The organism is Flagellimonas chongwuensis, from assembly GCF_013376415.1.
GTDB lineage: Bacteria > Bacteroidota > Bacteroidia > Flavobacteriales > Flavobacteriaceae > Flagellimonas > Flagellimonas chongwuensis.
The window spans coordinates 459,776-477,153 of sequence record NZ_WYET01000004.1 but is presented as its reverse complement, the minus strand read 5'-3'; the positions used below and the strand labels follow the sequence as shown (position 1 = coordinate 477,153).

At 41.3% G+C, this 17,378-nt stretch carries 16 protein-coding genes; 10 read left to right on the top strand and 6 right to left on the bottom strand.

The genetic code is table 11. The features are described 5' to 3' along the window. Positions 1-2: 2 nt before the first annotated feature. The 4 genes from GUA46_RS09255 to GUA46_RS09240 all read right to left on the bottom strand — a co-directional run bounded on the left by GUA46_RS09255 (position 3) and on the right by GUA46_RS09240 (position 5,129). Entirely contained in the window at positions 3-1,685 is a 1,683-nt protein-coding gene (locus tag GUA46_RS09255) for an alpha-amylase family glycosyl hydrolase (RefSeq protein WP_176620248.1), read from the bottom strand. A 97-nt stretch (positions 1,686-1,782) separates the two neighbouring features. Beyond that, a complete protein-coding gene (locus GUA46_RS09250; RefSeq protein ID WP_108244667.1) occupies positions 1,783-2,565 on the bottom strand; it encodes a carboxypeptidase-like regulatory domain-containing protein in 783 nt (260 codons plus the stop codon). Between the two features lie 75 nt (positions 2,566-2,640). Further along, the gene (locus tag GUA46_RS09245) at positions 2,641-4,401 is read right to left on the bottom strand and encodes a DEAD/DEAH box helicase (RefSeq protein ID WP_176620247.1); all 1,761 of its coding nucleotides are present in this window, start codon (positions 4,399-4,401) and stop codon (positions 2,641-2,643) included. 146 nt (positions 4,402-4,547) lie between these two features. Next, positions 4,548-5,129 carry a non-canonical purine NTP diphosphatase gene (locus tag GUA46_RS09240; protein ID WP_176620246.1) on the bottom strand — a complete coding sequence of 194 codons (582 nt, stop codon included), beginning with the start codon at positions 5,127-5,129 and terminating at the stop codon, positions 4,548-4,550. A 61-nt stretch (positions 5,130-5,190) separates the two neighbouring features. Here GUA46_RS09240 and GUA46_RS09235 point away from each other — a divergent pair, with 61 nt between their 5' ends. Further along, the gene (locus GUA46_RS09235; protein WP_108244670.1) at positions 5,191-5,643 is read left to right on the top strand and encodes a methyltransferase family protein; all 453 of its coding nucleotides are present in this window, start codon (positions 5,191-5,193) and stop codon (positions 5,641-5,643) included. A 159-nt stretch (positions 5,644-5,802) separates the two neighbouring features. Next, positions 5,803-7,695, top strand: coding sequence for a phosphoglycerate dehydrogenase (gene serA, locus GUA46_RS09230; RefSeq protein WP_176620245.1), 1,893 nt, complete (start codon positions 5,803-5,805; stop codon positions 7,693-7,695). Positions 7,696-7,795: 100 nt separating this feature from the next. On the opposite strand, the gene rlmH is transcribed toward serA, so the two are convergent. Continuing rightward, positions 7,796-8,269, bottom strand: coding sequence for a 23S rRNA (pseudouridine(1915)-N(3))-methyltransferase RlmH (gene rlmH / locus GUA46_RS09225; protein ID WP_176620244.1), 474 nt, complete (start codon positions 8,267-8,269; stop codon positions 7,796-7,798). Between the two features lie 92 nt (positions 8,270-8,361). Between rlmH and nadC the strand changes: the two genes are divergently transcribed. Genes nadC through priA form a run of 4 tightly spaced genes read left to right on the top strand, consistent with a single transcriptional unit; the run spans position 8,362 to position 13,087 of the window. Further along, the gene (nadC, locus tag GUA46_RS09220; protein WP_176620243.1) at positions 8,362-9,219 is read left to right on the top strand and encodes a carboxylating nicotinate-nucleotide diphosphorylase; all 858 of its coding nucleotides are present in this window, start codon (positions 8,362-8,364) and stop codon (positions 9,217-9,219) included. Next, on the top strand, positions 9,220-10,200 hold the full coding sequence (locus GUA46_RS09215) for a YihY/virulence factor BrkB family protein (RefSeq protein WP_176620242.1): 981 nt from the start codon (positions 9,220-9,222) through the stop codon (positions 10,198-10,200). Continuing rightward, on the top strand, positions 10,175-10,624 hold the full coding sequence (locus GUA46_RS09210) for a DUF2147 domain-containing protein (protein ID WP_176620241.1): 450 nt from the start codon (positions 10,175-10,177) through the stop codon (positions 10,622-10,624). Before GUA46_RS09215 ends, GUA46_RS09210 begins: the two co-directional genes overlap by 26 nt. A gap of 3 nt (positions 10,625-10,627) precedes the next feature. After that, positions 10,628-13,087 (top strand): replication restart helicase PriA, encoded by a 2,460-nt coding sequence (priA, locus tag GUA46_RS09205; RefSeq protein WP_176620240.1) that lies wholly within the window; start codon positions 10,628-10,630, stop codon positions 13,085-13,087. Here the strand turns inward: priA and GUA46_RS09200 are convergent, their stop codons facing one another. Then, positions 13,088-13,780, bottom strand: a complete 693-nt coding sequence (locus tag GUA46_RS09200) for a LytR/AlgR family response regulator transcription factor (RefSeq protein WP_108244677.1) — start codon at positions 13,778-13,780, stop codon at positions 13,088-13,090. It abuts the gene before it with no gap. Between the two features lie 234 nt (positions 13,781-14,014). On the opposite strand from GUA46_RS09200, the gene rpsF reads away from it, so the two are divergent. The 4 genes from rpsF to GUA46_RS09180 all read left to right on the top strand — a co-directional run bounded on the left by rpsF (position 14,015) and on the right by GUA46_RS09180 (position 17,343). Further along, a complete protein-coding gene (gene rpsF / locus GUA46_RS09195; protein WP_014031369.1) occupies positions 14,015-14,353 on the top strand; it encodes a 30S ribosomal protein S6 in 339 nt (112 codons plus the stop codon). A 4-nt stretch (positions 14,354-14,357) separates the two neighbouring features. Beyond that, positions 14,358-14,654 carry a 30S ribosomal protein S18 gene (gene rpsR, locus GUA46_RS09190; RefSeq protein WP_106145737.1) on the top strand — a complete coding sequence of 99 codons (297 nt, stop codon included), beginning with the start codon at positions 14,358-14,360 and terminating at the stop codon, positions 14,652-14,654. A 13-nt stretch (positions 14,655-14,667) separates the two neighbouring features. Then, positions 14,668-15,120: a 50S ribosomal protein L9 gene (gene rplI / locus GUA46_RS09185; protein ID WP_108244678.1), complete on the top strand. Its 453-nt coding sequence runs from the start codon at positions 14,668-14,670 to the stop codon at positions 15,118-15,120. Between the two features lie 255 nt (positions 15,121-15,375). Continuing rightward, positions 15,376-17,343 (top strand): hypothetical protein, encoded by a 1,968-nt coding sequence (locus GUA46_RS09180; protein ID WP_176620239.1) that lies wholly within the window; start codon positions 15,376-15,378, stop codon positions 17,341-17,343. The last annotated feature ends 35 nt before the right edge of the window (positions 17,344-17,378 follow it).

The window sequence follows — 17,378 nt, the reverse complement described above, 5'->3', positions numbered from 1 at the left end:
GATCACTCAACCAGTTCCAGCAGGGCAATATCAAAATCATTTTCCAGAATAACCTTTCCATTGGTCACCGTTACTTCTGTGCCAGAGTAAGTGTCGAACAGTTTGGTACCATCGCCAAAGAACCCTTTGACCCATAGCGATTTTTTACCTTTAGGTAAATCCAACCCGACAACCACCTTATCGCGGTAATCTCCTTTTTCATATGTTCTGGAAAACACATAGGGTGCTTTGGCCAAACGTTTGTGCTTGCCGGCACCGATAGCGGGGTGATTGGCCCTAAACTGCCCCAATTTTTGCCAGTGTTTGTGTATTTTTTTGGTTTCGGGCATGCTGTCCAAATCCTGCCAGTTCATAAAGGAGCGTAGGGTAGCGTCTCCTTCTGCTCCCTCAATGGTCAAGCTGCGTGCGGTTTCATCACCATAGTATACCTGTGAAGCCCCGGGGGTCAACAGCAATACATTTGCCGAACGATAGGGTTTGGAACGATCTTTATCATAAGGGGAGCCATCATCATGTGAGGTCAAATAATTGAGTACACTTTTATCTTGGAGCTTTGTGTGCAGCAGTTTACTATATTTTTTGAAGATGGTCTCATAATCATTGTCCGCATCGTTCTTCAACTCAAAGTTGATGAGACTTTTGAACCCATAATCAAAGAAATCCACTTTTTTGTCCCCAAAATCAAAATCTCTTCCACTGGATATGCCATAATTGTAGACTTCCCCGACCAAGTAAAAAGGATTGTCGTCCAACACACTGTTTTCATGTTTCTTTTTCCACATTTCAAAAGTGTAGTCCGCTTCTTTATGGAGGTCGGCCCAAGCATTTTCGTTGACATGTTTTACGGTGTCAACTCGAAAGCCGTCAACCCCAAATTCGTTAATGTAATCTGTAAGCCATTTGATAATATAGTAGCGCGGGGCCCTTGGATAGCCTGTGCGCTCAAAAAACAGCTGGAGCTCATCGAGTTCCTTGCTCAAACGGCCTTCATCTTTCCATTTTGCCAAAAGTGCGTCTGGGAGTTCCACATCTTCATCCGATTCGGTAAGAATATCGGGTAAATTTGCTACAAGCGTACATTCCGTGGTGTTCTCATAGGTTGTAAATTCACAAGTGGGTCCGGTTCTTACCCAATCGTCTGGCCAAACAGGGTCTTTGTCCGTAACTGGACCCGTATGGTTGAGCACTACGTCCAAGATTATCCGAATACCTTTGCTATGGGCTGTTGCCACAAGTTTTGAAAGGTCGTTTTTGGTCCCAAAATTAGGATCGATAGCCGTCCAATCTTTGGTCCAATACCCATGATAACCATAGGTTTTTCCCGTCCCTTCATCGGTTCCTCCATGAATTTGCTCTACGATTGGGGTAAACCAAATGGCATTGATGCCCAGATCGGTAAAATATCCTTCTTCAATTTTTTTGATGATTCCTTGAATATCGCCACCTTCAAAACCTCTCAATACTGCGGTTTCTTCGGTTCGGTCAAAGTTGATATCGTTGTTGGGGTTTCCATTGTTGAAGCGATCGGTCAACAAGAAATAAATATTGGCACCTTCCCAAACAAAAGGCACCTCTTTTTTAGGGGTTTCCTCCACAACTACCTGTGTAATTTCCTGCTCTTTTTTAACTTTTTTGCAGCCAATAAATAAGGGTATCGAGAACAAAACAACAAGGAGTTTTTTCATGAATTGGGAATTTGTTTAAAGCTATAAAATGCCTTGGTAAATATAAAATTTATTTATATCCACTTTAAACAACCCGAGACTAATATTATCGTGGTGATTATTGAGTACGGTTAAGTACTTTATATTCTTCGTAGCAGCTCGAAATCGCATCTAAAATTTGAAGATCGTTCGCTGTTTTAATAAAGGATTTTGAATAGTTGCAGTTGTTGAGAATGTCCTCTATGTCCACTTTTTCCAATTGAAGCAGTTCGGTCAAGGTTTCCCTATCAAATTTTGAAGCCAAAAGGTCGCGAATATTGTCATCTTCCTTGATTTGGCGAAGCTTGCGCATCTGCCTTGGCTTTTTGCCAAAAAGGTTGCGCAACAAGTCGGCAGGGTTAAGAATAGCGCCCAGCACTTTGGTAACGGCACTGGGGCTTTTGTTACCGGCCTCGTAACTGGTGTTCAGTCCGGAAATACTGTATTGGTATGCATTGTTTACCGGAAGGTTCTTTACATCTATTTCCAAATACCCGGTAAGCTGATACGGGGTTACTACCACTTCTTCGAGTGCATAGGCCAGTTCGGTCAACGCAATTTCCGTATCTCCGAATCGAAACATGTCGTTGGTGACCCTTACTTTCTGGGTTTTAAAACCAAGATAGGAAAAGTACAATGTATCGTTTACCGCAGCAGGAATGGTAAATTTACCATCCTGATTGGTAATGGTTCCCTTAACTTGATTAAGGTTAACCACGTGCACACTTTCCAAGGGATATTCCGTTTGGGCATTGATTACCGTAGCGGTAAAATCCCTTACCTCCTGAGCTTCATCGCCTTCAATTTGCGATACACCAAGTAATGGAAATAGGGACAATAGTATAAGTAGTACTCTTCTCATGCAATCTTTGTAGGTATAAAAATACTAAACAAAGAAAAATAAATAGTAGGGACTTACCATTTAATATAGAATTAACTAATAAAAGCCCTGTTTTTTCTTACCTCCTTTTTTACCGTAGCCACCTTTTTTTCCTCCTTTATATGACTTGTTACCACCTCTTCGGTTACCGCCGCCACCGCCTTTACGACCACGACGTTTTTTGCCGCCTTTTCCACCTCCGCCAGCGCCTGGATTTTTGGAAACTTCCACATTTATGAAGCGTCCTTCCAGTTTAAAGTCGGTGAAGGTCTGAAGGATAAATTCAGTAAGCTGGGCATCTGTATTAAAAAAGGAGAAAGAATCCTTGGTATCCACATTGTAGACATCTTCTTTTTCCAAGTTTAAGGTATCACGAAGGAAATCTTTCAGGCTCATCCAATCGTAACCATCGCGCTCCCCAACATTGATAAAGTATCGAACGGAACCTTCCGTTGGTATATCACCTTTGGATGTACCATTTCCTCTATCGGCATCTTGACTATTAAGGTCTTTGGTCTTACTATAATAATTGTAGAATTGAGTGAATTCTACGGAGAATATTTTTTTGATAAGCTCTTCGCGATCAATACCTTCCAAAACATCGTTAATGGCAGGAAGGTAGCTGTCAATTTCTTGATTGACCTTGGTATCCTTGATCTTGTTGGCCAAGTGGTACAATTGGATTTCACAGATTTCAATACCATCAGGGATATTTTTCTTGATGAAATCCTGCTTGATTTTATTTTCAATGGCCTTGATTTTCCTCAATTCCGAACGAGTAATGATGACCATGGAAATTCCAGACTTCCCGGCACGTCCTGTACGTCCACTTCGGTGGGTGTAGGTTTCAATCTCGTCAGGTAATTGATAGTTGATTACGTGGGTTACATCATCCACATCGATACCTCGTGCAGCAACGTCCGTAGCAACTAACATCTGCACTTGCTTTTTACGGAAGGAGTTCATTACCAAATCACGCTGATTTTGGCTTAAATCACCATGCAAAGCACCGGCATTGTAACCATCTTCAATCAATTTTTCGGCAACACGTTGGGTGTCTCTTTTGGTTCTACAGAACACAACGGAGAAAATACCTGGATTGGCATCTGCCAAACGTTTAAGGGCAGCGTAGCGGTCACGGCCACCTACCACATAATACTCGTGTTGTACGGTTGAAGCACCTGCATTTACTGTTCCCACAGTAATTTCAACAGGCTTGTGCATAAACTTTTTAGCGATTGTGGCCACTTCCTTGGGCATGGTCGCTGAAAAAAGCCACGTAAATTTTTCTTGAGGAGTATTGGACAAAATGTCCTTGATATCTTCATAGAAGCCCATGTTCAACATTTCATCGGCCTCGTCCAATACGCAGTAGTCAATTTTGGAGATGTCCACCATGTTTCGGCCAATCATGTCTTTCATACGACCAGGGGTTGCCACAACAATTTGAGCCCCCCTTTTTATTTGTCTGGCCTGTTCCGTAATGCTGGCGCCACCATAAATAGCGACAACATTAAGTCCTTTTACGTATTTGGAATAAAGTTTTAGTTCGTTGGTAATCTGTAAACAGAGTTCTCTGGTAGGAGAGAGGATCAATCCTTGAGTGGTTCTGCTTTCCGATTGGATCTTTTGGATCATTGGAAATCCAAACGCAGCGGTTTTACCTGTTCCTGTTTGTGCCAAGGCAACCAAATCGGTTTCTTGATCTAATAGAATTGGGATTGATTTTTCTTGTACTTCAGAGGGGGATTCAAATCCAAGGTCGGAAATAGCATCCAATAGGGGTTTGTCCAACCCCAAGGCTTCAAATTTTGTCATAGCGGTGTAAATACCTTAAATCGCAAATATGTTTGTGTTGTATAGAGCGATTTTTAGTATTTCCCGTTCAAGCCCATCACAACACCTTGCCCATACCGGCGGCGTTAATAAAGCGGCAAAGGTACACTTATTTTGATCGGTGCAAGCTAAGTTGCCTTCTTTTTTAAGAACTCCACCAATTTTTGTACGGCCCTACCTCGGTGACTGATAGCGTTTTTGGTCTCGTGAGACAGTTCCCCAAAGGTTTTGTCGTAACCATCAGGTTTAAAAATGGGGTCGTAGCCAAAACCACCTTCTCCATACTGTTCCGAGGTAATTTGTCCTTCAACAATGCCATCAAATGTGAAACTTTCGCCTTTTAGGTTTAAATGAACCACGGTTTTAAAGTGTGCTGAGCGGTTGTTTTCACCTTCCAACTCGGATAATAACTTAGTCATATTATCCTCGGCATTCTTTTGTTCCCCTGCATATCTTGCGGAGTAGACTCCTGGAGCTCCATTCAAGGCATCGACCAACAAACCTGTGTCGTCCGAAAAGCAATCCAAACCATAGGTGCGGGTTACAAAATCCGCCTTGATTTTGGCGTTTTCCTCAAGGGTATCTCCGGTTTCTGGAATTTCGTCGAAGCACTCAATATCCTTTAAGGATAATAGTTCAATGGTTTTGGGAAGCAATTGTTGAACTTCCTTCAACTTATGGTCATTATGCGTGGCAAAAACTAATTTCAAATCAAAAAGGGTTCTATTTTGAGTTTCAAAAGTAGTAATTTCGAGTTTTAAGCAAGTTTCTATGAAAATGAAAGTGCCACCTGCTTTGGTGATGTTGATTTTTGGAGGTTTTATGTATGTTTTGGACAGATTCTTACCGGTTGGTGAGTTCGATTTTTTCGGGAAACACTGGCTTATGATGGTGCTTTTTGGTCTTGGTATAGCAGTAATTTTGATTTCCGTGATTCAGTTTGTAATAAAAAAAACTACGACGGACCCATTGAATCCAAGTAAAGCATCCGAATTGGTCACCAATGGCATCTATAATTTTACGCGTAACCCCATGTATTTGGGCATGTTGCTTTTTTTGTTGGCCTATGGTCTCCATCTGGGAAACGCGTTCAATACTTTGGTTGCAGCGGGTTTTGTTTCTTACATGAACCATTTTCAGATCAAACCCGAAGAAGAGGCTCTTAAAAAAGTCTTTGGTCAAGAATATAACATCTATTGCAAGCTCACAAGACGGTGGTTTTAAGAAAAGGAAATTGAAAAATTCACTTTTTTGGGTCTCATTTAAAACAAATCGTAATAGTTTTTTGATTTATCCGTAAATGTGTAAGGTTTTTAGCAACTTCCGATTCTAAGGATAGAATTAATGTTTAATTTTACACTTTAATTTTTTTTGAAACGACCCATGGTAGAGACAGGACGCAAATATGTGTTCGATTTTGATAGTACGCTCACACGTGTTGAGGCGTTGGATGTTTTGGCTGAAATGACCCTTCAAGGCAATCCAAAAAGAGATGAAATTGTGGCGGAGATACAGAAAATCACCAATTTAGGAATAGATGGGGATATTTCTTTCACGGAATCCTTGGAGCGAAGAATTCGGTTGTTGAGCGCCAATAAGAGTGATTTAGAGGACTTGGTAAAAGAGCTCCGGCAAAAAATCTCAAAATCGATAGAGTCGAACAAGCAGTTTTTTCATGAGTTTGCAGAAGACATCTATGTGATTTCTTGCGGCTTCAAGGAATTTATCGATCCCATTGTTGAAGAATACAACATTCCATCCGACAGGGTGTATGCCAACACATTTAAGTTTGATGCCGACGGAAATATTATCGGTTTTGACGAAACAAATGTTTTGGCCGCACACAACGGAAAAATAGAATGTTTAAAGAATTTGGGCTTGGAAGGCGAGGTCCAAGTAATTGGCGACGGCTACAGCGATTATGTAATGCGCGAGGCCGGAATTGCCCATAAGTTTTTCGCCTACACCGAAAACGTGCATCGCGAAAAGGCGGCCAACAATGCCGATCACGTGACACCGAATTTAGATGAATTTTTATATATAAACGATTTGCCAAGAAACTTATCATACCCCAAGAACAGAATCAAGATCCTTTTACTGGAAAATGTTCATACTGCAGCTTTTGACAATCTTTCGGAAGAAGGATTTTCAGTAGAGTTGATCAAAACCAGTCTTTCCGAAGATGAACTTATTGAGCGTATCAAAGGCGTACATGTGCTTGGAATCAGGTCCAAAACACAGGTGACCCAAAAAGTTTTGGATGCGGCCGATAAATTATTGGTGGTAGGTGCATTTTGCATCGGAACTACCCAAATAGACTTGGAATACAGTAAGAAAAAAGGGGTTGTGGTCTTCAATGCCCCATATAGCAACACCCGTTCCGTAGTGGAGCTTGCGATAGGGCAGATTATTATGTTGATGCGTAGTATTTTCCCAAGAAGCACGGAAATCCATAATGGAGAGTGGAACAAGACCGCTGCTGGATCGCAAGAGGTTCGCGGAAAAAACCTAGGTATTGTAGGTTATGGCAACATTGGTAAACAGATGTCCGTTTTGGCCGAGGCCATGGGGATGAAGGTGTATTATTACGATGTCGACGATCAGTTGGCCATTGGTAATGCCGTTAAATGCAATACATTGGAAGACTTGCTGAATGTTTCAGATGTGGTCACCTTACATGTTGATGACAATAAGGCCAATAAAAACTTTATTGGAGAGCGCGAGATCAACCAAATGAAGGATGGTGCAAAGCTCATTAACCTGTCTAGAGGTTTCGTTGTTGATATTGACGCTCTGGCATCTGCCTTAAAAAGCGGGAAATTGGGAGGAGCTGCTGTAGATGTTTATCCTTCCGAGCCACGTAGCAACGGAGAATTTCAAACCCCGTTACAAGGACTTTCCAATGTTATTCTTACACCGCATATTGGTGGTAGTACCGAGGAAGCTCAACGCGACATTGCGGATTTTGTGCCAAATAAGATCATGGATTATATCAATACGGGAAATACGGTGGATGCCGTTAACTTCCCGAATATACGTTTGCCTAAACAGAACAAAGCTCATCGTTTCTTGCACATTCATAGAAATGTTCCGGGAATCATGGCCAAGATCAATGAAATATTGGCACAATACGGGCTGAACATTTCTGGTCAGTACCTTTCTACCGATAGCGAAGTGGGTTATGTGATCACTGATTTGGACAAGGAATACGACAAGGATGTGATCAAGGCGCTCAAGAAAATTGAGAACACCATCAAGTTTAGGGTGCTTTACTAGTTTCTTAGGCATAAGACATAAGAGTCAAGATGTAATGATCAAATAATCAGGAAAAAGTCTTTTGTCTTGTCTCTTAAAGCGTAGCGGTCTTTTATCCAATTCATTGATGATGATACGGTTCGTTCCTGAGAATAGTAAACCCTCTATAAATCTGTTCCACTATGAACAATCGCACCATTTGGTGAGAGAAGGTCATTTTAGATAAACTTATCTTGCCAGAACTTTTTGCGTAAACGGCATCACTAAAACCGTAAGGGCCGCCGATTGCCAAAACTAGGTTTTTAATGCCGCTGTTCATTTTTTTCTGTAAAAACTGGGCAAAGTCCACAGAGGTATATTGCTTGCCCTTCTCGTCTAGAAGAATTAGGGTGTCCGTAGGTTGAAGCTGAGTTAGAATAAGTTCGCCCTCCTTATCCTTTTGCTGTGCTTCGGAGAGGTTTTTACGGTTTTTGATGTCCGGAATTACCTCCATCTGAAACTTGATGTAATGCTTTAGCCGTTTCTCGTAAATGGCTATAAGTTCTTCAAGTTCAGACTTGTCGGTTTTTCCAATGGCAATCAAAGTAATCTGCATGCCCAAAAATAAACGTTTCAGCTTAAATTATGGGCACATAAGTCATGGACAACGAACAATGTTTTTACTATTTTCGTTAAAAGCTCAATAGGATGATTTCCGAAGAACAATTTCAAAACGAACTGGATTTGATCATTGCCAATGCCGTAAGAGAGGACGTTGGTGATGGCGACCATAGCTCTTTATCCTGTATTCCTGCGTCAGCTCAAGGAAGAGCAAAACTTCTTGTAAAGGATGAGGGCATTATCGCAGGTGTTGCATTTGCCAAACAAGTATTCAATTATGTCGACCCAAACCTTACTATGGAAATTTTGATAGAGGACGGGGCCCAGGTTAAATATGGAGATATTGTTTTTTATGTAGAAGGCAGCTCCCAAAGTATTTTAAAGGCGGAACGGCTCGTGCTCAACGCTATGCAACGTATGAGCGCAATTGCCACCAAGACCCAAGATTTTGTGTCCCTTCTGGACGGTACCGATACCAAGATTTTGGATACCCGAAAAACAACTCCGGGCATACGTGCCCTGGAAAAATGGGCCGTTAAGATAGGAGGTGGCGAAAACCACAGGTTTGCCCTTTATGACATGGTCATGCTCAAGGACAATCATATTGATTTTGCAGGAGGAATCACAAAAGCCATTCAAAAAACACAGGATTATTTAGAGAAAAAGGGGAAAAACCTAAAAATTATAGTAGAAGCTAGAAATCTGGATGAAGTTGATGAAATATTGAAGTCCAATGGTGTTTACCGTATCCTTTTGGATAATTTTGATTATGACGAAACCCGAGAAGCCGTCAAAAGAATAGGGGATAGGTGCCTCACTGAATCTTCGGGGGGAATAACCGAGGACACGATTCGAAAATATGCCGAATGTGGCGTGGATTATATTTCCTCGGGTGCGCTCACCCATTCCGTTTATAATATGGATTTAAGCTTAAAAGCCGTTTAAATGTCAGCAGGCATCGAAGAGCAGTTAGAAAAAATACCTGTCATTAATTGGATTGTCCGATTGATGAAAAAAATAAGGCTCAAAGCTTTTGAAGGACTCTCTTTGTATGATTTGATTGAAATGTACTTACTAGGGATTGTTAAGGGGACTCTTTCATCCAGGGCCAGTTCCATAGCATTTAGCCTGTTTTTGGCTTTATTTCCACTACTCATTTTTTTGGTGACCTTGATTCCTTTTATAATTCCTTATGTAAGTGTCGGCAATGAGAATTTTGATGCCCAGTTTTTGGATTTCTTGGAATCCTTTCTCCCATCCGCGACTAGTGAATACTTTGGAGAGATTTATCAACAAATAAAGGACCAAAAACAGGGAGGATTGCTGTCATCCGCCTTTATTTTGTCCATTTTTTTGGTGGCCAATGGTGTAAACGCCATTTTTGGCGGGTTCGAGAACTCGTACCACGTAGAGCTTACGCGCAACTTTTTTCGTCAATACGCCTACGCACTCATGGTGGGTTTGATTCTTTCCGTTTTATTGATTGTTGGAGCCGTTGCCTTCGTGTATTTTGAGTTCTACATTGTGGAGTACACCAGCGAGTATTTGGGCAAGACCTTGGGTTACGATGTGGAAAAGGGGGATACGGTCGGAATACAACTGGCCAAAGTGATGTTTTTCTTGTTCCTCTCCTATTTGACCACCGCAATATTGTACTATTTTGGAACTGCAGAGGGAAGAAATGCCCGTTTTTTTTCAGCAGGAGCCTTGATGACAACTCTTTTGTTCCTCCTTACATCGTATCTTTTCGGTATCTACGTGGATAAATTTGCACGATATAATGAACTTTATGGTGCATTGGGCGGATTATTGATTTTAATGGTGTTTATTTGGTTAAATTCCAATATCTTATTATTGGGTTTTGAACTGAATGCAACCTTGAACTCACTAAAAAAGCGACATGAAAAGCAAAAGAATGAAGAGTAAATGGATATGCGGAGTGTGTTTTTTGCTCTGTCAGATAACATGGTCGCAAAGTGTTTTTGGTAAATGGAAGACTATTGATGACCGTAACGGTGTGGAAAAGGCCGTTATTGAAATTTACAAGGAAGACGGTATGTTGCACGCCAAAGTGATAGAAATCCTAGAGGACGGAAAAAAAGGGGCACTGTGCACCAAATGTGATGGCGACAAAAAGAACAAGCCCATTCTTGGTATGAAGATTATGGACGATTTCGAGGAACACAAAGACGGTGTTTACAAAGGCGATAGCTTGTTTGACCCCGAGCAAGCCATGACTTTTAGAGGAAAGGTCTGGCTGGACGAGGAGAATAAAAACCGATTGAAGGTCAGAGGATATTTAGCATTTCTGCACAGGACCCAAACATGGCATAGGGTAGAAGAGAATTAATGTATGGATTATTTTTTGGATGTTGTTCTTCCCATTCCTTTGGAAAGACTCTTCACGTATAAAATTTCGCAGGCCGAAGCAGATTTTATAGAAGAGGGAATGCGCGTTGCCGTTCCCTTTGGTAAATCAAAGATATATACTGCATTGGCCTATAGGGTGCACCAAAATGCTCCCGAGGCCTACGAACCCAAAGAAATTTATCAAATTCTTGATGAGCAACCTGTTGTGACCCAAATACAGTTGAAGCATTGGGAATGGGTGGCCAAATATTACATGTGTACTTTGGGAGAAGTCATCCGAAGTGCGCTGCCAAGTGTTTTTATGTTAGAAAGCGAAACGCTGGTTTTGCCCAACAAAAATACGGATGTAGACGAAGCAGAGCTTTCGGATGATGAGTTTTTGATATTTGAGGCATTGCAGCATCAATCCGCATTAAAAATTTCCGAGGTCAGTGACATTGTTGATAGGAAAAATGTATTGAAGCTTATCAATACGCTTGTCCATAAAGGAGTTGTGCTTCAAAAAGAAGAGCTGTACGAACAATACAAGCCCAAACTGGTCCGCTACGTTAAGCTATCCGACCAATATGAGGACGAGCAGCAACTGGCAGAATTGTTGAATGAACTTACCAGGGCACCCAAGCAAAGCCAAGTGGTGCTTTCCCTTTTTCAGCTGAAATCCAAAAAAAGCAACAAACCTATCGCTCTTTCCGAATTGGAAGAGGCGAGTGGAGCCTCACGTGCGGTGATAAAAGCACTTATAGATAAAAATATCTTGGAGGAATACCACATCCGAAAGGATAGGGTCGACTTTGATGAACGTTCCGAAGCATCCAAACATGTGGATTTAAATGAATATCAGCATCAGGCTTTGGGAGCTATCAATGATGGCTTTTCAGAGAAAAAACCTGTTTTGTTGCATGGAGTTACATCATCGGGAAAAACAGAAGTATATGTAAAACTCATTCAAAAATGCTTGGATGAAGGCAAACAAGCCTTGTATTTACTTCCGGAAATAGCATTGACCTCACAATTGATCAATAGACTGAGACATTACTTTGGTCATCAAGTGGCTGTTTATCATTCAAAATATAGTATTCACGAGAGGGTAGAGGTGTGGAACAACGTGTTGGCGAACGCTGAAAAGGCGCAGATTGTTATTGGTGCACGTTCATCTTTATTCCTTCCGTTTACCAAGTTGGGCCTAGTGGTCGTGGATGAAGAGCACGAAACTTCCTTTAAACAATTTGACCCTGCTCCTCGTTACCATGCCAGGGATGCCGCCGTGGTTTTGGCTTCATTGCACAAGGCTCATATAGTCTTGGGTTCTGCCACACCAAGTATTGAGAGTATGTACAACGCCAGAACAAAAAAGTACGGATATGCTTCCATTGTCCATAGGTTCGGCGATGTATTGATGCCGGATATCAACTTGGTGGATATTAAAGAAGCGACCCGCAAACGTAGAATGAAGGGGCATTTTTCGGAAATACTCATTAAAGCGATAACAGAAGCATTGGAAGAAGGGGAGCAGATTATTCTTTTTCAGAATAGGAGGGGTTTCGCTCCGGTTGTAGAATGCACTACCTGTGGCCATGTGGCACAATGTCCTAACTGTGATGTAAGTCTAACGTATCATCAACACAGAAATCAACTGCGTTGTCATTATTGTGGTTATCACATGGCCTTGCAACAGGCCTGTTTGGCCTGCGGGAGTCCTACTTTGGACAACAAGGGATTTGGTACGGAACAGATCCAACAGGAGTTAGAGCAGTTGTTTCCCGATGTTTCGGTGGGACGTATGGATTTGGACACCACACGTGGCAAATATGCTTATGAAAAAATAATTTCATCTTTTGAAAATCAAGAAATGGATATTTTGGTGGGCACGCAGATGGTAACCAAAGGATTGGATTTTAGAAATGTGAGCTTGGTAGGCATCATGAATGCGGATTCCATGCTCAATTTTCCTGATTATCGTGCGCATGAACGCAGTTTTCAAATGTTGACGCAGGTAGCCGGTAGGGCAGGGCGAACGAAGAAACGGGGAAAAGTACTAATACAAACGTACAATCCCTACCATCAAATATTGCAACAGGTGACCACGAACAATTACGATAAAATGTTTGAGGAACAGTTTTACGAGAGGGAGCAATTCAAATATCCGCCGTTGGTGAGGCTCATAAAAATTACTTTAAAGGACAAGGATTTCAATAAATTGAACGAGGCTTCGGATTGGTTGGCGGGTTCTTTGCGAAATGTGCTCGGCCGTAACATTCTTGGTCCAGAGTACCCTCCTGTGGCTCGAATCCGAAGGGATTATCTGAAAAATATAATGATCAAGATTCCTCAAAAACAGCCTTTGGCACAAACAAAAAATAGCATTAAAAGAATTGAGAAATCCTTTAATGCTATTTCCAAGTATAAAAGTGTAAGACTGGTCTACAATGTGGACCACATATAATTATACGTTTGCCAGGGCTTCCGCCAGTTCTGTCTTTTTGTTTCTACTTAAAGGAATCTGTCTGCCCCCTACCTCAACATTTTTGCTGTTGAATTTCTCGATTTTCTCCAGATTCACAATGTAAGATTTATGAATACGTAGAAATTTTTCGTCAGGCAATTGCTTTTCGAAAGATTTCATAGTGGAAAGGATTACAATATTGGCTTCATCGGTCACCAATTTGATGTAATCACCCAACGCTTCTATCCATTTAATATCGTTTAAGATAACCTTGCGTTTTTTCAGGTTACTCTTTACAAAGATGTGTTCCTCGTCTTCATCTACCCTGTTCATTTGCTCGTATTTGGCAACGGCTCTTTTTACGGAAGCTTCAAAACGGGCCAAGGTTATGGGTTTGTGAAGGTAATCGGTAACGTCGTAATCGAACGCTTTAAGTGCATAATCAGGTTTACCGGTAATAAGGATAACCTGTGGTGGGTTCTCTAGGGCCTCTAATAGGTCAAAACCACTGATAATCGGCATTTCAACATCTAAAAAGATAAGATCGATATCGTGGTTTTTTAGGCCATTTTTGGCTTCAATGGCATTGCTGTACTCAGCAACCAAAGCTAGGTGTGGGTGATTGTTGACCAATTTCGCAACGGCCATGCGCTGCATGGAAGAATCGTCTACAATTATACTTTTTAATTTCATGAATGGGGTGATTTGTAGGGTTTTAAATCATCGGCAAAGTACATAAAAAACACGGTTAAGAGCAACAAAAGATGTAAACATGGTCTATTTTGTTGTGTAAATTGCCATATGTGTTATTTAGGTTTAAAAGGTTTTTAATGTTGATAACTCATGTACTTAAACGAAGTTTTTTTACTTTTCTTGCAAGGAGAAAGAAATATTATTAATTTTGCGCTCCTTTAAAAATATATTATAATGAACCATTACGAAACTGTTTTCATTTTGAATCCCGTTCTGTCTGAAACACAGATAGAGGAAACAGTCAAGAAATTTGAGGATTTCTTGATTAAGAATGGTGCCAAAATGGTCTCCAAAGAAGATTGGGGACTTAAAAAATTGGCCTATCCCATTCAGCACAAGAAAAGTGGATTTTACCACTTGTTCGAATTCCAAGCTCCAGGTGAGGCCATCGGCCCTTACGAATTGGAATTTAGAAGAGATGAGCGCATTATGCGTTTTCTGACCGTTAAATTGGACAAGCATGCAATTGCTTGGGCGGAGAAAAGAAGAAACAAACTAAAAGCAAAGGCATAAGGGTATGGCATCTATTGAGCAACAAGCAAAAGCAAAAAAAGACGGGGAAATCAGGTATTTGACCCCGCTTAACATTGAGACCAACAAGCAAAAGAAGTATTGTAGGTTCAAAAAATCAGGCATCAAGTATATTGACTACAAAGATCCTGATTTCTTGATGAAGTTGGTGAACGAGCAAGGTAAATTGCTTCCAAGAAGACTAACAGGTACTTCTTTGAAATACCAGAGAAAAGTGGCACAGGCCGTTAAACGTGCCCGTCACCTAGCGTTAATGCCGTATGTTGGCGATATGTTGAAATAAAAAACACCAGAGAATGGAACTTATTCTAAAAGAAGATGTACAGGATTTGGGATTTAAGGATGATATCGTTACCGTAAAGAACGGTTACGGCAGAAACTTCCTTATCCCTCAAGGTTTGGCCGATTTGGCTACACCTTCAGCCAAAAAAGTTTTGGCTGAAAACCTTAAGCAAAGAGCTCACAAGGAGAAAAAGGTTATTGACGAGGCTACCAAAATTGCCGATGCGTTGAAGCAATTGGAGATTAAGATTGCCGCGAAGGCAGGTGCCGGAGATAAATTGTTCGGTTCTGTTACCAATATCGACCTTGCTGCTGCTTTGGACAAAGAAGGACAACAAATCGATAGGAAATTCATCAATATTAAAGGTGGAGCTATCAAAAGAACTGGTCCTTACGAGGCTATTATCAGATTGCACAGGGAAGTTGTAGTAGAATTCCCTTTTGAAGTAGTTGCGGAAGCTAACTAAACTTCGAAATAAATTGAATAAAAAAATCCCGAGCAATTTGCTCGGGATTTTTGTTTTTGGTCTATACGTTCCCTTATGCAATTCATCAATTTTATTGTTGATTTAAATATTTTTTAAATCATCCATCAATTCAAAAGGGGCAACCATTGGTTCAACAGGCCCATCCGTCAAACGGGTAAGAAATAGAACGATGTGAAATAGTATCATTGGGGAATTAACCGACCTAAATTGTACAGGCTTTTATTTCCTTTTTTTATGTGTGGTTTTCTTGGTCTTTCGCAAAGCATCGACCTGGACCGACTGGGCAAAGCAAAACTCTTTGATTACAGCGGAAGCTTATCGGCCAATGGTGTTTTTTATGAAGGTACTGTAGACCGTCAAGCATTCACCTATTTTCTGAATGGAAATCTGAACTTCAATATAGCGGAAGTTTATAATGTTCCGCTCTCTTTTGCCTATACCAATCAAAATTTTGATTTTTCGAGTCCTTTCAAGCTTAATCGGTTAAGTATTAGCCCCTCTTATAAGTGGATTACACTCCACATCGGTGATGCTGCCATGACTTTTTCGCCCTACACGCTCAGTGGCCACCAATTTACAGGGGTTGGAATCGACCTCGCTCCCACGGGACCATTTAAGGTCAGTGCCATGTGCGGCAGGTTTTTGAGAGCTGTGGAATACCATATTGATGAACCCAACCAACAAACAGTTTATTTGCGAAGAGGTTTTGGGCTAAAAACTTCCTACGCTTTTGATCAATTGGACGTGGGGTTGATTTTTTTCAAAGGATTTGATGATGAAAACTCACTTCAAGAGCCTTTTCCTACGGAATTGGGGCTGACACCCAAGAATAATATGGTGATTTCCCTTTTGACTGACTTCCAGCTCAAAGAAAGAATAAATATTAGAGTGGAATATGCTGTTTCGGGAATTACGGAAGATGTAAGGGTAACCGATGAAAGCGGGGACAAAGGGATCTTATCATTGTTCCTGAATGAAAATATCACTACTAATTATACCAATGCTTTGAATGCTTCCATTGATTATTCTGTGGGCAATGGAACTTTGGGCGGAGCTTACGAGCGGGTAGACCCGAATTACAGGACCTTTGGCGCTTATTATTTCAACAATGATCTTGAAAATATTACCGTAAATGCCTCACAGACCATTTTTGACAACAAACTCAATATTGGGGTAAATGCAGGGTTGCAACGAGACAATTTGGACGATTCCAAAGCCTCGGCGATGAAGCGACTGGTGAGTTCCATCAATCTGAACTACGCCCCAACGGAAAGGTTGGGCATCAACGGTTCCTTTTCCAATTTCCAATCCTATACCAACATCAGGGACCAGTTCGACTACATCAATCGGGTAAGCGAACTGGATAATCTGGACACCTTGAACTATCGGCAGATTTCCAAAAATGCCAATTTGGGCATCAACTATTTAATAAAACAGACCGAAACCCGAAATGACAGGGCCAATATCAATCTGGTGTATCAAGATTCCAACGAAGAACAGGAAGGTGCGGCCATTGAAAACAGCGGAACCCGATTTTATAACGGTTCTGCTTCATACGCCTTGGGCTATCCACAACAATCACTGGCCATCACCGTGGCGGCCAACACCTCGTACACCAAAGCAGGGGGTACGGATACAGGACTTACCGTGGGTCCAACCTTGGGGGTTGCCAAACAATTCTTTGATAAAAAGTTACGCAGCAATTTTTCAGCCTCCTACAATACATCCTTTGCGAATGGGGAGCAACAAAACCAATTCTACAACCTTCGTTTGGAAGGCAATTATGCTTGGAAAGAGGGACACAACTTCACACTGAACGTACTTTCACTTTTCCGAAATACCGTACAGAGCAACACCACTGATTTTACGACCACTTTTGGCTACGCCTATACCTTTGGACGAGGCAAACGAAAGAATAATGCACCGTCTTCCATGGGACAAAGCCCTCCACGGAACAATTTGCTGACTTTCCGCTATAGGGACGTAGTGTACAGCGGAACCCCTAAAGAGATTGTCCAACAATTACGAAATGTACTGCAGCAATCTCGCTACCAACAATTACCTCAGGAAAAACGAGATGAGCTCAACCAAATGTTGATGGATATGGAACAGTCTAAAAATACTAATCGATTAAAGGTCACAGCGATTGCTTTTTTAGAAGCGCTACATCGTTTTGAGGAAATGAACAAGATGAAAAAATAAATAAAGGCAGTGCCACCCCAAGCCTGCCGCCTAAA

Coding starts and splice junctions, on each gene's coding strand:
- nadC (WP_176620243.1), top strand. CDS start 8,362: ATGATTTCCGAAGAACAATTTCAAAACGAACTGGATTTGATCATTGCC.
- GUA46_RS09180 (WP_176620239.1), top strand. CDS start 15,376: ATGTGTGGTTTTCTTGGTCTTTCGCAAAGCATCGACCTGGACCGACTG.
- rpsR (WP_106145737.1), top strand. CDS start 14,358: ATGGCATCTATTGAGCAACAAGCAAAAGCAAAAAAAGACGGGGAAATC.
- GUA46_RS09215 (WP_176620242.1), top strand. CDS start 9,220: ATGTCAGCAGGCATCGAAGAGCAGTTAGAAAAAATACCTGTCATTAAT.
- rlmH (WP_176620244.1), bottom strand. CDS start 8,269: ATGCAGATTACTTTGATTGCCATTGGAAAAACCGACAAGTCTGAACTT.
- GUA46_RS09200 (WP_108244677.1), bottom strand. CDS start 13,780: ATGAAATTAAAAAGTATAATTGTAGACGATTCTTCCATGCAGCGCATG.
- rpsF (WP_014031369.1), top strand. CDS start 14,015: ATGAACCATTACGAAACTGTTTTCATTTTGAATCCCGTTCTGTCTGAA.
- serA (WP_176620245.1), top strand. CDS start 5,803: ATGGTAGAGACAGGACGCAAATATGTGTTCGATTTTGATAGTACGCTC.
- GUA46_RS09245 (WP_176620247.1), bottom strand. CDS start 4,401: ATGACAAAATTTGAAGCCTTGGGGTTGGACAAACCCCTATTGGATGCT.
- GUA46_RS09235 (WP_108244670.1), top strand. CDS start 5,191: ATGAAAATGAAAGTGCCACCTGCTTTGGTGATGTTGATTTTTGGAGGT.
- priA (WP_176620240.1), top strand. CDS start 10,628: ATGGATTATTTTTTGGATGTTGTTCTTCCCATTCCTTTGGAAAGACTC.
- GUA46_RS09210 (WP_176620241.1), top strand. CDS start 10,175: ATGAAAAGCAAAAGAATGAAGAGTAAATGGATATGCGGAGTGTGTTTT.
- GUA46_RS09250 (WP_108244667.1), bottom strand. CDS start 2,565: ATGAGAAGAGTACTACTTATACTATTGTCCCTATTTCCATTACTTGGT.
- GUA46_RS09255 (WP_176620248.1), bottom strand. CDS start 1,685: ATGAAAAAACTCCTTGTTGTTTTGTTCTCGATACCCTTATTTATTGGC.
- rplI (WP_108244678.1), top strand. CDS start 14,668: ATGGAACTTATTCTAAAAGAAGATGTACAGGATTTGGGATTTAAGGAT.